This window comes from Pedococcus sp. KACC 23699 (assembly GCF_045348425.1).
Lineage (GTDB): Bacteria > Actinomycetota > Actinomycetes > Actinomycetales > Dermatophilaceae > Pedococcus.
The window spans coordinates 4,001,132-4,018,576 of sequence record NZ_CP157483.1 but is presented as its reverse complement, the minus strand read 5'-3'; the positions used below and the strand labels follow the sequence as shown (position 1 = coordinate 4,018,576).

The following is a 17,445-nucleotide window of genomic DNA, read 5'->3' as shown; positions in this document are numbered from 1 at the left end:
GCTGCCATGCGTGAGTCGCCTCCTGCTCCTCGACGGACATTCCCTCGCCTACCGGGCCTTCTTCGCGCTGCCGGTCGAGAACTTCTCGACCAGCACCGGACAGCACACCAACGCGGTCTACGGCTTCACGTCGATGCTCATCAACGTGCTGCGTGACGAGCAGCCGACCCACCTCGCGGTCGCCTTCGACGTCAGCCGCAAGACGTTCCGCAGCGAGGAGTACGCCGAGTACAAGGCGACCCGGTCGGCCACCCCCAGCGAGTTCCAGGGCCAGGTGGCGCTGGTCCGCGAGGTGCTGGACGCCCTCAAGATCAAGCACGTGCAGATGGACGGCTTCGAGGCCGACGACGTCATTGCGACCCTGACCACCCAGGCGACCGCGCAGGGCATGGACGTCATCATCTGCACCGGTGACCGCGACGCCTTCCAGCTCGTCAACGACAAGGTGACGCTGCTCTACCCCGTTCGCGGTGTGTCCGAGGTGTGGCGGATGGACCCCAAGGCCGTCGAGGAGAAGTACCTCGTCGCCCCCGAGCGCTACAGCGACCTCGCCGCCCTCGTCGGTGAGACCAGCGACAACCTGCCGGGCGTGCCGGGGGTCGGGCCGAAGACGGCGGCGAAGTGGCTGGGGCTCTACGGCGACCTCCAGGGCGTCGTCGCGCACGCGGACGAGATCAAGGGCAAGGCGGGGGAGTCGCTGCGCGAGCATCTCAACGGGGTCCTGCGCAACCGCCGGCTCAACCACCTCCTCACCGACCTCGAGCTGCCCGTCACCATCGATGAGCTCGAGCGGCAGAACTGGGACCGCGACCAGGTCCACACCGTCTTCGACAGCCTCGAGTTCAGGGTGCTGCGCGACCGTCTCTTCGAGTACCTCGAGGCGCCGAAGGAGGAGGCCGAGCACGGCTTCGACCTCGAGGGCAGCGTCCTCGCCCCTGACGACGTGGCCGGGTGGTTGCAGGAGTATGCCGCCTCCGGAGCCCGCGTCGGCGTGCACGTCGTCGGCACCTGGGGTCGAGGTACCGGGGACGTCAACGCGCTGGCCCTGGCCACCGACGGTGGCGCGGCGGCATACGTCGACGTCACGTCGCTGGACCCTGCCGGCGAGGCCGCGGTCGGCGCCTGGCTGGCCGATCCGACCCGACCCAAGGTGCTGCACGACGCGAAGGGGCCGTTGCTGGCGCTCGCGGCGCGGGGCTGGACGGTCGACGGGATCGAGACCGACACGGCGCTCGCGGCCTACCTCGTGCGCCCCGACCAGCGCTCCTACGACCTGTCCGACCTCGTGTTGCGCCACCTCGGGCGTGAGCTGCGGGCCGAGACCGCTGACACGGGGCAGGGCCTGCTCGACTTCGGCGACGACCAGGACACCTCCGCCCAGGAGGCGATGGTGCGGGCCAGCGCGGTCCTCGACCTCGCGGGGTCGCTGGCCGAGCAGCTCGAGGCGACTGGCGGCACCTCGCTGCAGCGTGACCTCGAACTGCCGCTCGAGCACGTGCTCGCCGGGATGGAGCGCATCGGCATCGCCGCCGACACCGCGACGATGACCGGGCTCGAGGCCGACTTCGCTGCCAAGGTGCGCGAGGCGCAGCAGGACGCCTACGACGCGATCGGGGGCGACCAGATCAACCTCGGCTCGCCCAAGCAGCTGCAGGTCGTGCTGTTCGAGACCTTGGGGCTGCCCAAGACGCGACGCACCAAGACGGGCTACACGACCGACGCCGACGCCCTGACCGACCTGTTCACCAAGACCGAGCACCCGTTCCTCGAGGCGCTGCTGCGCCACCGTGACGCCTCGCGCCTGCGCGTCACCGTCGAGGGGCTGCTCAAATCGGTGGCCGACGACGGCCGCATCCACACGACGTACCAGCAGACGATCGCCGCGACCGGCCGGCTCAGCTCCACCGACCCCAACCTCCAGAACATCCCGATCCGCACCGACGAGGGCCGCCGCATCCGCGAGGTCTTCGTCGTCGGCGACGGCTACGAGTCGCTCATGTCGGCCGACTACAGCCAGATCGAGATGCGGATCATGGCCCACCTGTCCGGCGACGAGGGGCTGATCGAGGCCTTCCGCACGGGGGAGGACCTGCACCGGTTCGTCGGGTCACGCGTCTTCCACGTCGAGCCGCAGGACGTCACGTCGGCGATGCGCTCCAAGGTCAAGGCCATGTCCTACGGACTCGCGTACGGCCTGTCGGCCTTCGGCCTGTCCAAGCAGCTCACCATCTCCACCGGCGAGGCCCAGGGCCTGATGGACGAGTACTTCGCGCGGTTCGGCGGGGTGCGCGACTACCTCACCGAGGTGGTCGCCGAGGCCCGCGGGACCGGCTACACCCAGACCATGCTCGGCCGCCGCCGCTACCTGCCCGACCTGACCTCGGACAACCGCCAGCGCCGCGAGATGGCCGAGCGCATGGCGCTCAACGCCCCGATCCAGGGCTCTGCGGCGGACATCATCAAGCTCGCGATGCTCCGGGTCGACAAGGCCCTGGCCGAGTCCGGTGCACGCTCACGCCAGCTGCTCCAGGTGCACGACGAGCTCGTCCTGGAGATCGCCCCGGGGGAGCGCGACGACGTGGAGGCCCTCGTGCGCCGCGAGATGGGCGGCGCGATGGAGATGGACGTCCCTCTTGAGGTCAGCGTCGGCGTCGGCCGGTCCTGGCACGACGCCGCCCACTGAGGCAGCGCATGTCCCGGGGTCGCGGCAGGTGGGGGTTGCCGGTGGCGTTCCTGACGTCGCTGGTCCTGGCGCTGGTGGTCTGCGGCCGATCGTTCGGCCGGGGATTGTTCCTCTACCGCGACTTCGTCACCGTGCCGGCCCTCGCCCATGGTCCCGGCCTGCTCGGACGTGACGGGGAGCCGCCGCGAGCCGTACCCCTCGACGCGGTGATGGCTGCGCTGTCCCCGGTCGTGAGCACCGGGGCACAGCAGCAGGTGATGTTGCTCGCCTCACTCGTGCTGGCGGGCTGCGGCGTCGCGGTCCTGCTCAGGCAGCACGGCACCGCGGCCATGGTCGCCGGGGCCGCCGTGGCGACGTGGAACCCCTACGTGGCCGAGCGCCTGGCCCTCGGACAACCCCCGACCCTGCTCGCGTACTCAATGACCCCGTGGCTGGTCGCCACGGTCCGCTCGGGACTGCCGACGGGTCGTGCCCTCGCTGCCGTGCTGGTCTGTGCGCTCCCAGCAGCGCTGACGCCCTGGGGCTCCCTGGTTGCGGCCCTGGTCGTCATCGGCACCAGCCTGACGACACCACGGCGCCGACACGCCTCGTGGCGGCTCGGGGTTGTCGGTATGGCGGTGCTCTGGTCCCTGCCGTGGGTCCTGCCCGCGCTGACCCACGGCGCCGGTGCGGCAGATCCCGACGGCGCCCGGGCGTTCGCGCTGCGGGCGGACTCCTCGTGGGGCCTCGTGGGTTCCGCGCTCACCCTCGGTGGCAGCTGGGCCGCCGCCACCGTCCCCGACTCCCGGTCGTCAGCCCTCGCCATCACTGCCTCCCTGCTGCTGGTCGTCCTCGCGCTGGCCGGCGTGGCCCTGCTCGGCCGTCGAGCCGGTCGTCGGGTCGCGCTCCTCGCTGCCGGGGCATGGCTGCTACCGGTGGTCGCTGCGGCCTTCTTCGCAGGGCCGGGACTGGAGCTCTTCGCCAAGCTTCAGCGGGTGCCCGGGGTCGCCATCGGCCGCGACACGCACCGCTGGCTCGGGTTGACGGCCATCACCAGTGCGGTGCTCGTGGGTGTCGTGCTGGGCGAGGTGGCGCGGCTGACGGCTCGTCGTGCCGCCCCCCCGAGCTCCCCGAGCTCCCCAAGCACCTCGACCACGGTGAACGCGACAGGGCGTCGGCCGAGCCCCCTGCGGCGTGGCACGCACCTGCTACCGGGAGCGGCGGCCGCGGTGGTCGTGCTCTCCGCAGCGGTCCTCACCGTGCCGGACCTGCCGTCCTCCGTCGGCTCGGCCTACCGTCCACTTCAGATGCCCGCTGACTGGGCCCCGACGGTGCGTGCCGCTGACCGGGCGGCCGGCCAGGGGCGCATCCTCGTCCTGCCGTACCAGTCGTTTCGGCGGACTCCATGGGCGGGGGGCGCGCCGTTCCTCGACCCCACGCCGCGAGCCCTGCGGGCGCCGGTCCTCGCCTCACGCCAGCTCGTCGTGGCGCGGGGGCGGCAGCAGTGGACCGTCGACGACGACGCGGTGACGGCTGGCGACCTCGGCCTCACCACGGGCTCGGCAGACCTTGATCCTGCCGTCCTTCGCCAGCGAGGGGTGACTGCCGTCGTCGAGTGGCGGGACAGTCCCGGCAGCATCCCGTCAGACCACGCGGGGATGACCGAGGTGTTCACCGGGCCGCACTTCCGGGTGTGGGTCGTGACACGCTCGGGGTGAGAAATTTCCACAAGGTTGCGCGAACACCCGAACCAGCCGGTAACCTCGGGCCAACACCACCGAGCCTGGAGGCCACCGAGCATGAAGTTCTTGCGACGCGACGAGCGTGGGGTTGTGTCGTCCGCTGCGGCGATCACCATCCTGAGCGTGGTTCTGGGTGGCGGTGCCGCGACGGCCGCCGTCTTCAGCGTCATCGGTGCCAGTGGCCCGAAGGACGGCGCGGCCATCGTCGACGGCAAGAAGGACATCGTCCCGCCGCAGGACCTGCTCAACTACGGCGGCTAGTCAGCGCCTCGCGGTTGTCGAGCGGGCGTCGGTCATGGTGACCGGCGCCCCTCCTCGTGTCACCTGCGTCAACAGCGTCTCCCAGTGCTGACCCGTGCCGGTCCAGGTGAACTGACGGGCGTAGTCCCGTGCGTGGTCCCCGAGCTCGGCGCGCAGCTCGGGGTCGGCCAGAAGGGCCGCGACAGCGTGGGTCATGGCGTCCAGGTCGTCCACGAGGATCCCCGTGCGCCCGTCGATGATCGACTCCGACAACCCGCCGGCATCGGAGTACGCCACAGTGGGAACGCCGTGACTCGCAGCCTCCACCACGCACAGGCCCCAGCCCTCCTTGACGCTGGGAGCCAGAGCCACCCACGCACTCGACAGCTCGGCGTGCTTGGTCGCCTCGTCGACGAACCCCAGGAGGGTGACGTCGTCCTCGACGCCCGAGGCGTGGGCGTGCTCGGCGATCCGGTCGTGCCACCAGCCGTGGCCCACGACGCGCAGGCGCAGCCCCGGGTGGGTGCCGCGCAGACGGGCGACGACGTCAATGGCGTGCTCGACGCGCTTGTGGGGGACCAGTCGTCCGAGGACGACCAGGGTGGGGTCGGGGTTACGAGCCACCCCGAGCGCCAGCGGGGCGTCGGTGCCGTTGTGGATCACGGCTATGTGGCCTGCGGTGACGCCGAGTTCCACGAGCTCGTCACGTGTGCGACCGGACACGGCGACGTACTGCCTCGAGCGGTACACGCGCGGCGCGACCTGCGACTCGATGAACCATCCCACCCTCGCCGCGACCGGACCGAAGACGACCGGCCACTGCTCGCGGTGGACGTGGTGGACCAGGACCACGACGGGGGTGCGGGTCCACCACGAGGAGAAGAACGGGATGCCGTTCTGGGTGTCGACGATGCCGTCGAACGCTCCGTGAGCCCGTTCGTCCCGGCGCAGGGCCTGCAAGGCCGCGCCGTACACGGTGAGTCGTCCACCCTGCCGGCGGATGGTGACACCGCACCGTACCTCGTGGGCAGGGGCGTCTCCGTGAGCGGCGCAGTAGATCGTGACGTCGTGACCACGGGTCGCAAGGTGCTCGGCCACCGTCTCCAGGTAGTGCTCGGCGCCACCCCCCTCAGGGTGGGTGGAGTCACGCCAGCTGAGGAACGCCAGACGCACGTGTGCACATCCTCACAGCGGTGGGAGTTGGGAAGGTGACTGATGGGTAACCGTAGCGGCACTAGGGTTCACGTCGTGGTCGAGTCGGGCGATGTCGCTGTGCAGCCGTATCCCAGGGGCTCCCTGCGCAGGACCGTCGAGCTCTTCCGGGCCTTCCTGGCCGAACAGAGCGACCCAGACCGGTTTTACTCGACGCTCGCGGTGGACTCCGTTGCCGAGGTGCAGCGCTGGACCCACCTCGGCGGTGCCACCGTCGTGGACATCGGGGGAGGACCTGGGTACTTCGCCGATGCCTTTGCCGCTGCCGGCGCGTCGTATGCCGGCGTGGAGCCCGACGTCGGGGAGCTCACGGCCCGGGGCCACATCGGGGTCAATGCGGTCAGGGGGTCCGGCCTTGCGCTGCCGCTCGCGGACGCGTCCGTCACGATCGCCTACTCCAGCAACGTCCTCGAACACGTCCCCGACCCCGAGCTCATGGCCCGCGAGATGCTCCGCATCACGCGACCGGGCGGGCTCGTGGTGCTGTCGTGGACGCCGTGGCTGTCGCCGTGGGGCGGCCATGAGACCGCCCCGTGGCACTACCTGGGTGGCCGCCGTGCGGCGGACCGGTACGCCGCGAAGCTCGGCAGGCGACCCAAGAACGATTTCGGGCGCTCGCTCTTCGCCTGCTCGGTGGGACGCATGATGCGCTGGCTGCGGGCGGCCGAGGCCGCCGGCGAGGTGAGCGTGGTGGAGGTGCTGCCCCGCTACCACCCGACGTGGGCCAAGTGGGTCATGCGGGTCCCGCTGCTGCGTGAGGTCGCCAGCTGGAATGCGGTGATCGTCGTGCGGCGGGTATCACCATGAGAGCGGACCGACCAGTAGTCGAGCTGGCCCGCGATCGCCTGAACCTGCTGGCGCAGTCTGCCGTCCTCATCGCATTCGCGGTCGCCCAGGCCCCCCGCTGGACCGTCCCGGACACCAAGCTCGACCTGACCCAGGCGCCGGGCGCGCTCATCGAGAGGGCGTTCACCCTCTGGGACAGTCAGGCGGCGGCCGGCCAGCTCCAGAACCAGGCCTACGGCTACCTGTTCCCCATGGGACCCTTCTTCTGGGTGTGGCACCAGGTGGGTGTGCCTGACTGGGCCGTCCAGCGCCTGTGGTGGATCCTCATCCTGCTGACGGCGTTCCACGGGATGCGCCTGCTGCTGGTCCGGCTGGCCATCGGGACGAGCACCTCTCGGATGCTCGCCTCGTTCGCCTTTGCTCTGGCGCCGCGCATGCTGGAGGGGCTGGGGGCCGTGAGCTCGGAGATCTGGCCGATGGCCCTCGCGCCGTGGGTCCTGCTTCCCCTGGTAGCGACCGCGCCGGGTGGCGAACGGACGGCGGCGGCCCGGTCTGCGCTCGCCTTCCTCGCAGCCGGTGCGGTGAATGCCGTGGCGAGTCTGGCGCTTCTGCCCCTCCCTGTCCTGTGGATCGTGACCCGCGCGCGGGGGACCCGACTCCGGGTCGGTGCTTGGTGGGCGCTCTGCATCGCGCTGGTCTCAGCCTGGTGGATAGGCCCCCTCCTGCTGCTCGGCCGCTACAGTCCGCCGTTCCTGGACTGGATCGAGTCCAGCGCCGTCACCACGTCGGCTGCCTCGACCACCGAGGCCCTCCGGGGGACCACGCAGTGGATCGCGGCCATCACGGGCGCCCGGGGCCCCCAGTGGCCGGCAGGCTGGCAGATCCTCACCCAGCAACCCGTCATCTGGCTCGGACTCGTCCTGGCAGCCATCGGACTGGTGGGGATCTGGCGCGCCGGTGCCAGTTGGTCGTTGTTCGCACGAGGTGGTCTCGTCGTGGGGCTGCTGCTCGTCACCGCCGGTCACATCGGTCCGGGGGCGGGGCCGTTTGCCAGCACGTTCTCGCACCTGCTCGATGGTCCGCTGGCGCCATTTCGCAACACTCACAAGTTCGAGCCCATCGTCCGGGTGATCCTGTGTATGGGTGTCGCCCAGTCGCTGCCCCGGCTCGAAGGTCTCCTGCGGCGGGCCGGTGGTCGGGTGCCGCGCCTCGTGACGTCTGTCGTGGTCCTGGCCATCGCCGCACAGGTCGCCGCGCCGGTCTTCCAAGGGGTGAGTCAGCGAGGGCAGTTCCTCGCCGTCCCCACGTACTGGACGCAAGCCGCAGACTGGCTCGGACACCATCCCAGCGCGGGTAGGACCCTGGTCCTTCCGGGGGCGACGGCCCCGGCGAGCTACTGGGGTGACCCGCGTGATGAGCCACTCCAGCCCCTGGCCACGAGCCCGTGGATCGTCCGCGATGCCGTCCCCCTCGGTTCGGCTGGGGCGACCCGCATGCTGAATGACATCGAGGCGCGGATCGCCTCCGGGTACGGCGGTCTCGAGCTTCGCAACGCCCTCATCCGGATGGGAGTCACCCGGATCCTCTTGCGATCTGACCTCAACTACCGTGCCACCGGCGCTCCCGCACCGATGGTCGTCCAGGAGGCCCTTGCCACGGCGGGGGGCAGGCCGGTGGTGTCCTTCGGGCCCGATGTGGGTGGCAGCCTCAACCCTGACGTGGCCAACGACGGTGGCCAGGACGAACCCGTTCCCGCCATCGTCATCTACGACCTGTCCAACGAGACGAGCATCAGCCCCAGCTCCCTCGACAGGCTCGGGTCGACCGCCGTGATGGCCGGCGGACCGGAGGGGACCTCCCTGCTGCTCGATCCGCAACAGCCGGTGATCCTCAGCTCGGACCGTGCCTCCTTGGAGAGCGCCGGGCTCAAGGCTGCGCCACAGGTCCTGACCGACACGCTTCAGCGTCGCGAGGCGAACTTCGCGGCAGTGCGCGGCAACTACGGGCCGGCGCTGAAAGCCGCGGAGACCTATCCGGCCCTCCGCAGGGTGCACGACTGGCTCATGCCCTGGCTGACCGGTGACTCCCACCTGAGCTCCCAGCAGACCGTCAAGGAGGTTGTAGGTGCACGAGAGGTCACGGCCTCCGGGTCCCTCGCCTACCCCGATCTCGGCCAGGTCCGCGACCTGACGAAGGTCCCGGAAAGTGCCTTCGACTCCAGCCTCGACACCATGTGGGAAAGCCGCGGCTACCGACCCGCGGGCCAGTACATCGAGGTCCGGTGGGACAAGGCGGTGACCCTGCCGACGCAGCTGGCTGCCACCTTCGACATGTCCGACGGTGCCAGCATCGCGGCAGTGACGGTGACGACGGACGCCGGCACGGTGCGAACCCCGGTCAGCCCACCCGAGTCCGGCGCGGCTGCCGCGTATGCCAGGGTGCCCCTGTCCGTGCACCCCGGCCCGTCGTCCCGCCTGCGACTCACCATAGAGGAGACCCGGCAAGGGAAGCCCACGGTGCGCGTGCGTGACATCGGGGTAGGAGTGCTTCCACGGGTGGAGAGCTGGCTGCGATTGCCAGCAGCGACGTCTGACTTCGTGAGTGGTGTCCTTGTGCAGGCCTCCCCGGACCGGGTGCCCCCGTGCGTGACGGGATTCCACAACGTCCTGCACTGTCGCCCCGAGAGGGCCAAGGTCGCGGAGGGAGAGCTCGACCTGCGCCGAGCCTTCACCTTGCCGGCCGCCATCACTCCGGAGGCGTCGGGCACGGTCGTTCCCCGCGGAGCCGAGGCGGCCGCGCGACTGCTCGACAGGACCGACGGCACCAGGATCACCGCGAGCAGCACGTGGGTGCCGGGTGCATTCACTGCGGCGCAGCTGGCTGTCGACGGTGATCCCACGACCTTCTGGGCGTCCGACCCGTCACAGCTCGCCCCTACCCTCACCCTGCGGTTTGCCAAGGCGCAGCAGGTTCGTGGGCTCGAGTTCGACACCGACCCGGCGGTCACGGGCCGTCGGATCACGGAGGTCGAGGTCACCATGAACGGCACTCGCTACCGTCGCGCGGTTGAGGGTGACGGCGTTCACGGGACGGTGCAGCTTCCAGAGTCCCGCACCTCCAAGCTGGTGGTGCGCGTCACCAAGAGCACCGAGCTGGCCTTCCGTTCGGACGGCCGCAACGCGCCTGCGCCAGTGGTCCTGGGGGACGTCAACGTGGTGGGGGACACGCTGCCCCCAGTGACGGCCAAGACCGTCGGCATGGCCTGCGGGTTCGGGCCGCGTGTGCAGGTCAACGGGACGGAGTATGCGACCGAGGTCAGCGGGTCGCGCGCCGACCTCATCGCCGGGCGCCCCCTGGCACTGCGAGTGTGCGAGCCCCCGAGGCTGCCGCGGGGCGACTCGCGCCTCAGAGTGCTCGCCTCTGCGGAGTTCGGGGTGCGCACCCTCAGCCTGAGGACCCCTACGACGTCGCCGACATCGGTGTCCTCCACGCCGGTCACCCGCCTGGCCTGGTCGGACTCCGGTCGCGCGCTGCGGGCGCCTGCACCCAGCGAGGACTCGATTGCTCGCGTCCGCGAGAACGCCAACCCGGGCTGGTCGGGCACCCTCGCGGGCACGACGGCGCGCGAGGTCACACTAGACGGCTGGGCCCAGGGCTGGATCGTCCCCGCGGGGAGCACGGCTGTCCTCCGCCTCGACTTCGCGCCCCAGGGGCCGTTCCGTGTCGCGCTCGGGGCGGGCTTGCTCACGGCCGTCCTGGTGGTGCTCCTGGGCTTCCGCCGACGCCGGGGATCTGTGAGGTCCGTGATGCCGGAAGGTCGGCTGGCCCTGCCGTTCTCAGTGCTGCTGCTGGCCGTCGGTCTCGGGCTCCTCGCCGGTGTGTGGGGCTTGCTGGGCACCGTGGGAGGCGTGCTCGCGCGCCGGCTCGGGGCGGTTCGGGGGCTGCTGCTCCTGGTGGGAGTCCTGATGCTCTGGACCGTTGGGAGTGCATCCGCTCCGTGGCCCGACCCCGCGGGGACCAACCGAGGACTCGTCGCCGCGATCCTGATAGCGGTCGTGCTGGGAATGGTGTTGGTGCCCGAGCGGGCCCGCCGGACCCGCCACGCAGATGGGAGTCGGTCAGCTGGTGTGCCTGCGAGCGAACGCCTGGGCCGGCCTCTCGACGAGGTACCAGCTCAGACTGGCCACGGGAACCGTGATGGCCAGCGTGCCCAGGAGGGTGAACCAGAAGTGTCCCTGGAAGAGGCCGAAGCCCCGTGACTCCCGCAGCGCGAACATGATCGGCAGGTGCCACAGAAAGATCGCGTAGCTGGTCTGCCCCAGGTAGCGCATGACCGGGCTCGCGAGGAAGCCGCTGAGAGGGTTTCCCCCGCCGACCGCAGAAGGAGTGACGGCAAGGAGCGCAAAGAGGCCGTAGCCAAGGTGCTTGAAGGTCTGTTCCCCGATGGTCGGCTGCGACAGGTCGTAGGGCCCCGCCAGTCGCGTGGTCAGAATCCACATCAGGCACGCTGCCAGCCCCCAAAGGGCGAGCGGTGAGTGACGGATCACCGACGTGATCGACGCCCAGCGCCCCGGTCGCGCCGTGAGGCAGGCGAGGACCATGCCGTAGCAGAACCAGTCCAGGGTCCCCGGAAGCGTCTGCAGCCAGGTGTATCCCGGGGGTAGGGCGCCGAGCGCGTCGAGTGCCCGAAAGCCTTGCGCTGACAGCATGAGCCCCACCAGGGCCAGCAGCTCGGTTCGCGGGCTCCGACCGCGCACGACTCGCGCCACGACCCAGGCGACTCCGGGCAGTGCGATGTAGAACATCACCTCGGTGGAAAGACTCCAGAGCTGGGCGAGCCCGGGCATGATCCACGACTGCTTCACTCCCTGGAGCTGCGCCAGGTTGGCCAGCCAGGTCGTCCAAGGGGCCTCGCGGGCCTCCCTCCAGAGGAGAGGCGTGATGACCAGGACGCACAGCCATGCCGGCACCAGTCGGGCCGCGCGTCTGACAGCGAAGGTTCGCAGCGACGGGGGGACGCCCAAACCTGCGTTGAACATTGCGTATGGCCGATAGAGGAGGAAGCCACTGAGGACGAAGAAGATCGCCACGCCGATGTCCATGCGTGCGACGAAACCGGGGAGCACGTCGCGTCCGATCGTCCCAGCCATGAACCCGGCATGGGTGAGGACCACGGCCAGGGCTGCGAGGGCGCGGATGCCTTCGAGCTCGCGGACGTGGCGGGCGGCGTGTTCGGCCGGGCGCGCAGGCCTGCTGTGCGCGGGAGCATTGAGCGCCGTCACGGGGTCTCCGGTGGTTGGACAACCATGACAGTGGTCAGGCAGACGTCGGCAGTCGCGCGGCTCCGGGTGATCTGCAGGCTCTTGACGCGCACGGCAGGCGCGATGGGCAGGAGGACGCGATGAGGTCCACGTTGCATCTGGGGGGTCACCGAGGGCCGTGGGGAGGACACGGCACCGGTCTCGTCGGCGACCTTCACCGTGATCGATGTCGTGTCCGACACGAGCACGCCGAGGTCCAGGAGCGCGCCACGATAGTAGGGGACAGCCTGCGTGAAGTTGATGGTCGCGCTGCTCTGACCGGCAGGGAGGGCGTGCCGACAGAAGTCCTGGCGCTCGTCAGGCGCGACGTCCACCCTGCGCAGGTCGCCCGTGACCAGGCGACCGTGCGGGCCGACGAGACGCGGGGCCGAGTCGAAGACGACCGTCTTCGTCGTCGGGTGCAACAGGGCGACGAGATCTGCGGTGGAGAAGTCGGGCTGCACCCAGTTGGGGACGACGGTCACTGGCACTGGCGAAGGCACGACAGGCGCCAGGTTCGTGGCGAGGTCCGTCCGCAGCGCCTCTACGTACGTCGAGCTGGAGTTGCGGTGCCAGCGGTTGGCGAAGCCCACCCACGACACCGACCCGGCGACCACGGCCAGGACTGCCACGGCGGCGAGACCGCGGACGACGACCCTGCGCTCGGCCTTCACGACAGCATCCACCACGAGTGCGAGCGCCATGGCGACGAAGATCCCCACGTCCGGGAAGAGGCGGAGATCGTCCACCGATGCGATGTCGGCCCTGGACACCCTCCCGACGTAGAGAATGGCGTAGATGGGAAGGACATAGGTGGCGATGACGACAAGGGGACGCCACAGCGGGTTCGCGCTGCGACCCCGCCTCGTGCGCCAGGCGGTCGCAACCACGATGAGGGTGCCCAGGACGCCGAGGCCGATGAGCCACAGCGGGGTGCGCGCAAAGGAGTAGGCCTCACCGTTGGCGCGCCAGCGAGTGGGACCGCCGAGGAGGCTCGGAACGGTGTTGACGAAGAGTGAGCGCCCGGTCGCCACGAGGAAGCCGCCCACGCTCGGCGTTCCCCCGCCTCCGTGGTCGTAGTCGCCGCTCCCGTACAGGGCCAGGAAGGCGAGGTTGACCGCCACCATGGGCCCCACGCAGAGGACCTGTCGGGCCAGCCGCAGGCGAGGCGCAACGCGCGGAGCCAGGAGCAGGCCAGCAGCCGCCACGGTCACCGGGACGACGACTGCGCGTTCCGAGAAGCAGAGTCCCAGTGCGTGCGCCGCCCAAGCGAGATAGGCCCACTGTTTCGGGGCGCCGCGAAAGTAGCGCAAGCCGGCATCGATGGCGACGAGGATGAACGCCAGGCCGGTCAGGGTCGTCAGCGTCTGTCGGTACCACGCGATCGCTGGGATGATGGACGGTGCAAAGAGCGCCAGACCCAGTCCCGCCAGCGCCACCCAGCGGCGCGTCACCAGTTGCGTGAGCAGGCGCCATACCGCGACACCGAGCAGCGCACACGCCGACAGGGTGAAGGCGACGGCCGGCCCACGCTGGAGCGGCCAGAAGGTGGTCTGGAGCCAGTCCATGGTGCGGGGCCCCGGCGCCAGGTGCGTCGCGTTGCTCTCGATGATGAACGGCCAGATGCCCCGGCCTGCCGCGTATGCCTGCGCGCGGAAGTCATCGATGTAGAAACCGCCAGGCACGATCAGGTAGGCCGAAGCAAGGACGAAGAGGGCTATCAATCCCCCGGCTACCCGGTCCACCCCCCAACCGGTGGTCTGGTGGTGGGGCGCCCGCGTGGTCGCGGAGGGCGCCGTCGCAAGGACTCCCACTGATGTCAGCTCATTTCTCGCACATGGCGCCATAAGGCACGAGGCCGAGGCTACCCGCTGGTAGGGTCCGGCTACCTCATTTCAAAGGAGATCGACGGGATGCGCAAGGTACTTGGCAGCGTTGCCATGGTGCTGGGAGTTCTGCTGCTGGTGGTCGGGGTGCTGGCCAAGCCAGTGCTCTACAAGGGCCTCGCCACAGTGAAGCTCGACCAGCGGTCAGAGTCGACGTCTGTAGGGTCCGGGATGTCGGCGCTGTATGCGCACGAGGTCAACGGCTCTGCGGTCTTCGACAAGCTCGAGAACGTCAACCTCAAGAGCACGCGCGAGGTCCTCGGCATCCCGGGTCGGGTCAAGGCCGCCGGCAAGCAGGACACCCAGGCGTTCTGGCAGACGACGGTGCAGTCGCAGGCCCAGATCGACGGCAAGTGGACCGACCTCAGCTTCAGCAACGAGGGTGTCTCCTTCGACCGCAAGAGCGGCACGACCACCAACTGCTGTGGCGACTTCAAGTCCGCCGGGGACCTTGCCGACCCGACCAAGCTCGTCCCGGTCGAGCACCAGGGCAACTTCTTCAAGTTCCCGTTCGACGTGCAGAAGAAGTCGTATCTGTGGTGGGACGGCGACCTGGGCAAGGCGACCGACATGCGGTTCATCCGCGAGGAGAAGATCGACGGACTGACGACCTACCTCTTCCGCCAGACGATCAACAAGGCGGAGGTTGCCCAGCGCGACGTCCCCAAGGCCGTCTTCGGCGACAAGGCCGCCGGCAACGTGGCAGCCTCGGTGATGTACGGCAACGTCCGCTCGCTGTGGGTCGAGCCCAACACGGGCGTCCTGATCAAGGGCCAGGAGAAGGTCGAGAAGTCGCTCGTCGCTCCGGGCTACGACGATGTCAACACGACACTGGGCACCATCGGCTACAGCGAGGCGACGGTGAAGAAGAACGTCGAGGACTGGTCCAGCAAGGGTTCGCTGCTGGGCTTCATCAACGGTCCGCTCACCTTCATCGGGATCGGCTTGGGCATCCTGCTCATCGCCTTGGGGCTGTTCCTCGTCCTCAGTGTGCGTGAGGGCCGTCGAGAAGCTGCTTGACGCTTGCACCACGTGACCTACAAGGGGGCCCGACCGGATTCCGGTCGGGCCCCCTTGTCCGTGGGTCGGGGTGGGTCAGGCGTTCGTGGGCTGCGGCTGCTCGTCGGCGGTCAGGGGCTGTGCGATGCTCTCCAGGGACTGGCCCTCGGCCTTGACGCCGAGGAACGCCTCGGCGAGACCACCGATGACCATGAGCGCGGCGCCGAGGAAGTAGCCGACCGCGAGGCCGCTGATGTCCTTGGACGCCGAGGCGTTGTCGATGAGCTTGCCGAACAGCAGCGGTCCGCTGATGCCACCGGCCGCGGTGCCGATCGCGTAGAAGAACGCGATGCACAGGGCGCGGGTCTCCAGCGGGAAGACCTCGCTGGCGGTGAGGTACGCGGCGCTCGCACCGGCGGAGGCGAAGAAGAAGATCACGACGCCGAACACCGTGAGGGTCACCGCGCTGAGGCCGCCGAGGCTGAACCCGGCGATGGCCAGCAGCACGCCGGAGAGGATGTAGGTGCCCGCGATCATGCGCACCCGGCCGACGGAGTCGAACAACGGGCTGAGCAGCAGGGCCCCGGCGAAGTTGCTCACCGCGAAGATCGCGATGTACCAACCGGTCTGCTTGACCCCGAAGAACGTGGTCAGGCTGTCGCCGTAGGTGAAGAAGAAGGCGTTGTAGAGGAACGCCTGGCCCACGAACAGCAGGAAGCACAGGACGGTGCGGCGCGGGTAGAGCGTGAACACCGTCTTGGCGATCTCGGGGATGGAGATCGTTCGCCGCTGCCGGATGGTGATGGCCTCGTCATCGATGGTGGGCAGCTCGCGGCCGGTCTCCTCGGCGACGGTGCCCTCGATCTGCTTGACGATCGTCTCGCCCTCGTCCTCGCGACCGTGGATGAACAGCCAGCGCGGGCTCTCCGGGACGTGACGACGCACGACGAGGATGCCGACCGCGAGGATGGCGCCGAGGCCGAAGGCCAGCCGCCAGCCGATGGCGGGGTCGATGAGCTTGGGGTCGAGCAGCGGGATGGTGAGGAGCGAGCCGGCGGCGGCGCCGATCCAGAAGGAGCCGTTGATGGCCACGTCGACCCGGCCGCGGTACTTCTTGGGGATCAGCTCGTCGATCGCGGAGTTGATGGCGGCGTACTCGCCACCGATGCCCATGCCCGTCAGGAAGCGGGCGCAGAAGTACCAGAGCGGGTTCGGCGCGAACGCCGTGAGCACCGTGGCGATGGTGTAGACGCCGAGGGTGAGCAGGAACAGCTTCTTGCGGCCGAACTTGTCGGTCAGCTGCCCGAAGAACAGGGCGCCGAGGCAGGCGCCGGCGACGTAGACCGCACCAGCCAGCCCGATGTCGGAGCTGTTGAGCCCGAGCCCGGTGCTCGTCGGCTTGAGGGCCTCCGACATCGACCCGACGATGGTCACCTCGAGGCCGTCGAGGATCCACACCGTCCCCAGGCCGATGACGACCATCCAGTGCCACCGCGCCCAGGGCAACCGGTCGAGCCGGGCTGGGATGTCGGTGGTGATGCGTCCTGTTTCGACGTCTGACGCCACGATTCCTCCTCGTTGAGTTCGTCGGCGCGGGATCCGGATCGGGGTCGGGCGCCGGGAGAACGGTAGGGCGAACCGGGACCATCCGCACTCTGGGGAGCAGATGGGACACCGTGGTGAGTAAAGCCCGGCCGTCCTGTGAACGAGCAGGTCAAGGGCGGTAGCAGACGAAGATCGCCGTGCCGGGGATCAGCTCGCCCCGCAGTGGCGACCAGCCGCCCCAGGCCTGGTCGTTGCGCTCCGGCCACGGGGGCTCGACGAGGTCGACGAGGAACATCCCCGCAGCCACGAGCTCGCGCACCCGGTCCCCGAGGGTCCGGTGGTGCTCGACGTACGTGGCCTCGCCGTCGGAGTCGCTCTCGACGTACGGCGTGCGGTCGAAGTAGGACTGCCCGACCGTCAGTCCCGCCGGACCGGGGTCGTCGGGGAACGCCCACCGGAACGGGTGGGTGGTGGAGAAGACGAACCTCCCGCCGGGGCGGAGCACGCGGGCGACCTCGCGCATGAGCAGGGCGGTGTCGGCGACGAAGGGCACGGCGCCATAAGCCGTGAACACGATGTCGAAGCTGGCGTCGGCGAAAGGCAGCGCGACGGCGTCGCACTGGGCGAACGGCACGACCTGCGGGGGAGTGGACCTCTGGTTGAGGGTGAGGCCCTGGCGGACCATCCCGGCGGACAGGTCGGTGGCCACGACGGTGCCCCCGGCGGCAGCGACCCACCGGGCGCACTGACCAGCTCCGGCGCCGATCTCGAGGACCTGCTTGCCGGCCACGTCGCCGAGGAGGCCCAGCTCATCCTCGCGCCAGCTCTCAGGGCCCCAGACGAACTGGGCGTCGCCGAGGAAGGTGCCGTGCTCGGCGTAGTAGCCACCCGCCTCGGCGTCCCACCAGGACCGGTTGGCGGCCGCAGTCTCCTCGGCTCCGGCCTCGCGACGGTTGACCTGCGCAGACTCGCTCACCGGCGGACCTCTCGTGTTTTGACCGTGCGGGGACGGCGTCGGTAGGGTAGGGGAGCACTTCCGTGTGCGCGCTCCGTCGTGTCGCCTTCTCGTGGCC

Annotated in this window: 10 protein-coding genes and 1 pseudogene; 6 read left to right on the top strand and 5 right to left on the bottom strand. The window is 69.8% G+C overall.

What is annotated here, in order from left to right; genetic code table 11:
* The first annotated feature begins 10 nt into the window (after positions 1 to 10).
* The 3 genes from polA to ABEG17_RS18875 all read left to right on the top strand — a co-directional run bounded on the left by polA (position 11) and on the right by ABEG17_RS18875 (position 4,665).
* Positions 11 to 2,683: a DNA polymerase I gene (polA, locus tag ABEG17_RS18885; protein ID WP_406831032.1), complete on the top strand. Its 2,673-nt coding sequence runs from the start codon at positions 11 to 13 to the stop codon at positions 2,681 to 2,683.
* A gap of 41 nt (positions 2,684 to 2,724) precedes the next feature.
* Positions 2,725 to 4,380: a hypothetical protein gene (locus ABEG17_RS18880; protein ID WP_406831031.1), complete on the top strand. Its 1,656-nt coding sequence runs from the start codon at positions 2,725 to 2,727 to the stop codon at positions 4,378 to 4,380.
* 81 nt (positions 4,381 to 4,461) lie between these two features.
* Positions 4,462 to 4,665 carry a hypothetical protein gene (locus ABEG17_RS18875; RefSeq protein ID WP_406831030.1) on the top strand — a complete coding sequence of 68 codons (204 nt, stop codon included), beginning with the start codon at positions 4,462 to 4,464 and terminating at the stop codon, positions 4,663 to 4,665.
* Here ABEG17_RS18875 and ABEG17_RS18870 read toward each other — a convergent pair whose 3' ends face one another.
* Positions 4,666 to 5,817: a glycosyltransferase family 4 protein gene (locus ABEG17_RS18870; protein WP_406831029.1), complete on the bottom strand. Its 1,152-nt coding sequence runs from the start codon at positions 5,815 to 5,817 to the stop codon at positions 4,666 to 4,668.
* A 75-nt stretch (positions 5,818 to 5,892) separates the two neighbouring features.
* Between ABEG17_RS18870 and ABEG17_RS18865 the strand changes: the two genes are divergently transcribed.
* Positions 5,893 to 6,663, top strand: a complete 771-nt coding sequence (locus tag ABEG17_RS18865) for a class I SAM-dependent methyltransferase (RefSeq protein ID WP_406831028.1) — start codon at positions 5,893 to 5,895, stop codon at positions 6,661 to 6,663.
* A pseudogene (locus ABEG17_RS18860) lies at positions 6,660 to 9,707 on the top strand (alpha-(1->3)-arabinofuranosyltransferase family protein); the annotation flags it as partial. The gene ABEG17_RS18865 and the pseudogene ABEG17_RS18860, both read left to right, overlap by 4 nt.
* Positions 9,708 to 10,760: 1,053 nt before the next feature.
* On the opposite strand, the gene ABEG17_RS18855 reads toward ABEG17_RS18860, so the two are convergent.
* Positions 10,761 to 11,924, bottom strand: a complete 1,164-nt coding sequence (locus ABEG17_RS18855) for an acyltransferase family protein (protein ID WP_406831027.1) — start codon at positions 11,922 to 11,924, stop codon at positions 10,761 to 10,763.
* Positions 11,921 to 13,666: a hypothetical protein gene (locus ABEG17_RS18850; protein ID WP_406831026.1), complete on the bottom strand. Its 1,746-nt coding sequence runs from the start codon at positions 13,664 to 13,666 to the stop codon at positions 11,921 to 11,923. Before ABEG17_RS18850 ends, ABEG17_RS18855 begins: the two co-directional genes overlap by 4 nt.
* Before the next feature lie 189 nt (positions 13,667 to 13,855).
* Between ABEG17_RS18850 and ABEG17_RS18845 the strand changes: the two genes are divergently transcribed.
* Positions 13,856 to 14,848, top strand: coding sequence for a DUF3068 domain-containing protein (locus tag ABEG17_RS18845; protein ID WP_406831025.1), 993 nt, complete (start codon positions 13,856 to 13,858; stop codon positions 14,846 to 14,848).
* 75 nt (positions 14,849 to 14,923) lie between these two features.
* Here the strand turns inward: ABEG17_RS18845 and ABEG17_RS18840 are convergent, their stop codons facing one another.
* Positions 14,924 to 16,393, bottom strand: a complete 1,470-nt coding sequence (locus ABEG17_RS18840; RefSeq protein WP_406831024.1) for an MFS transporter — start codon at positions 16,391 to 16,393, stop codon at positions 14,924 to 14,926.
* A 148-nt stretch (positions 16,394 to 16,541) separates the two neighbouring features.
* Complete coding sequence (locus ABEG17_RS18835) at positions 16,542 to 17,348, bottom strand: class I SAM-dependent methyltransferase (RefSeq protein WP_406831023.1); 807 nt, start codon at positions 17,346 to 17,348, stop codon at positions 16,542 to 16,544.
* Positions 17,349 to 17,445 lie beyond the last annotated feature (97 nt).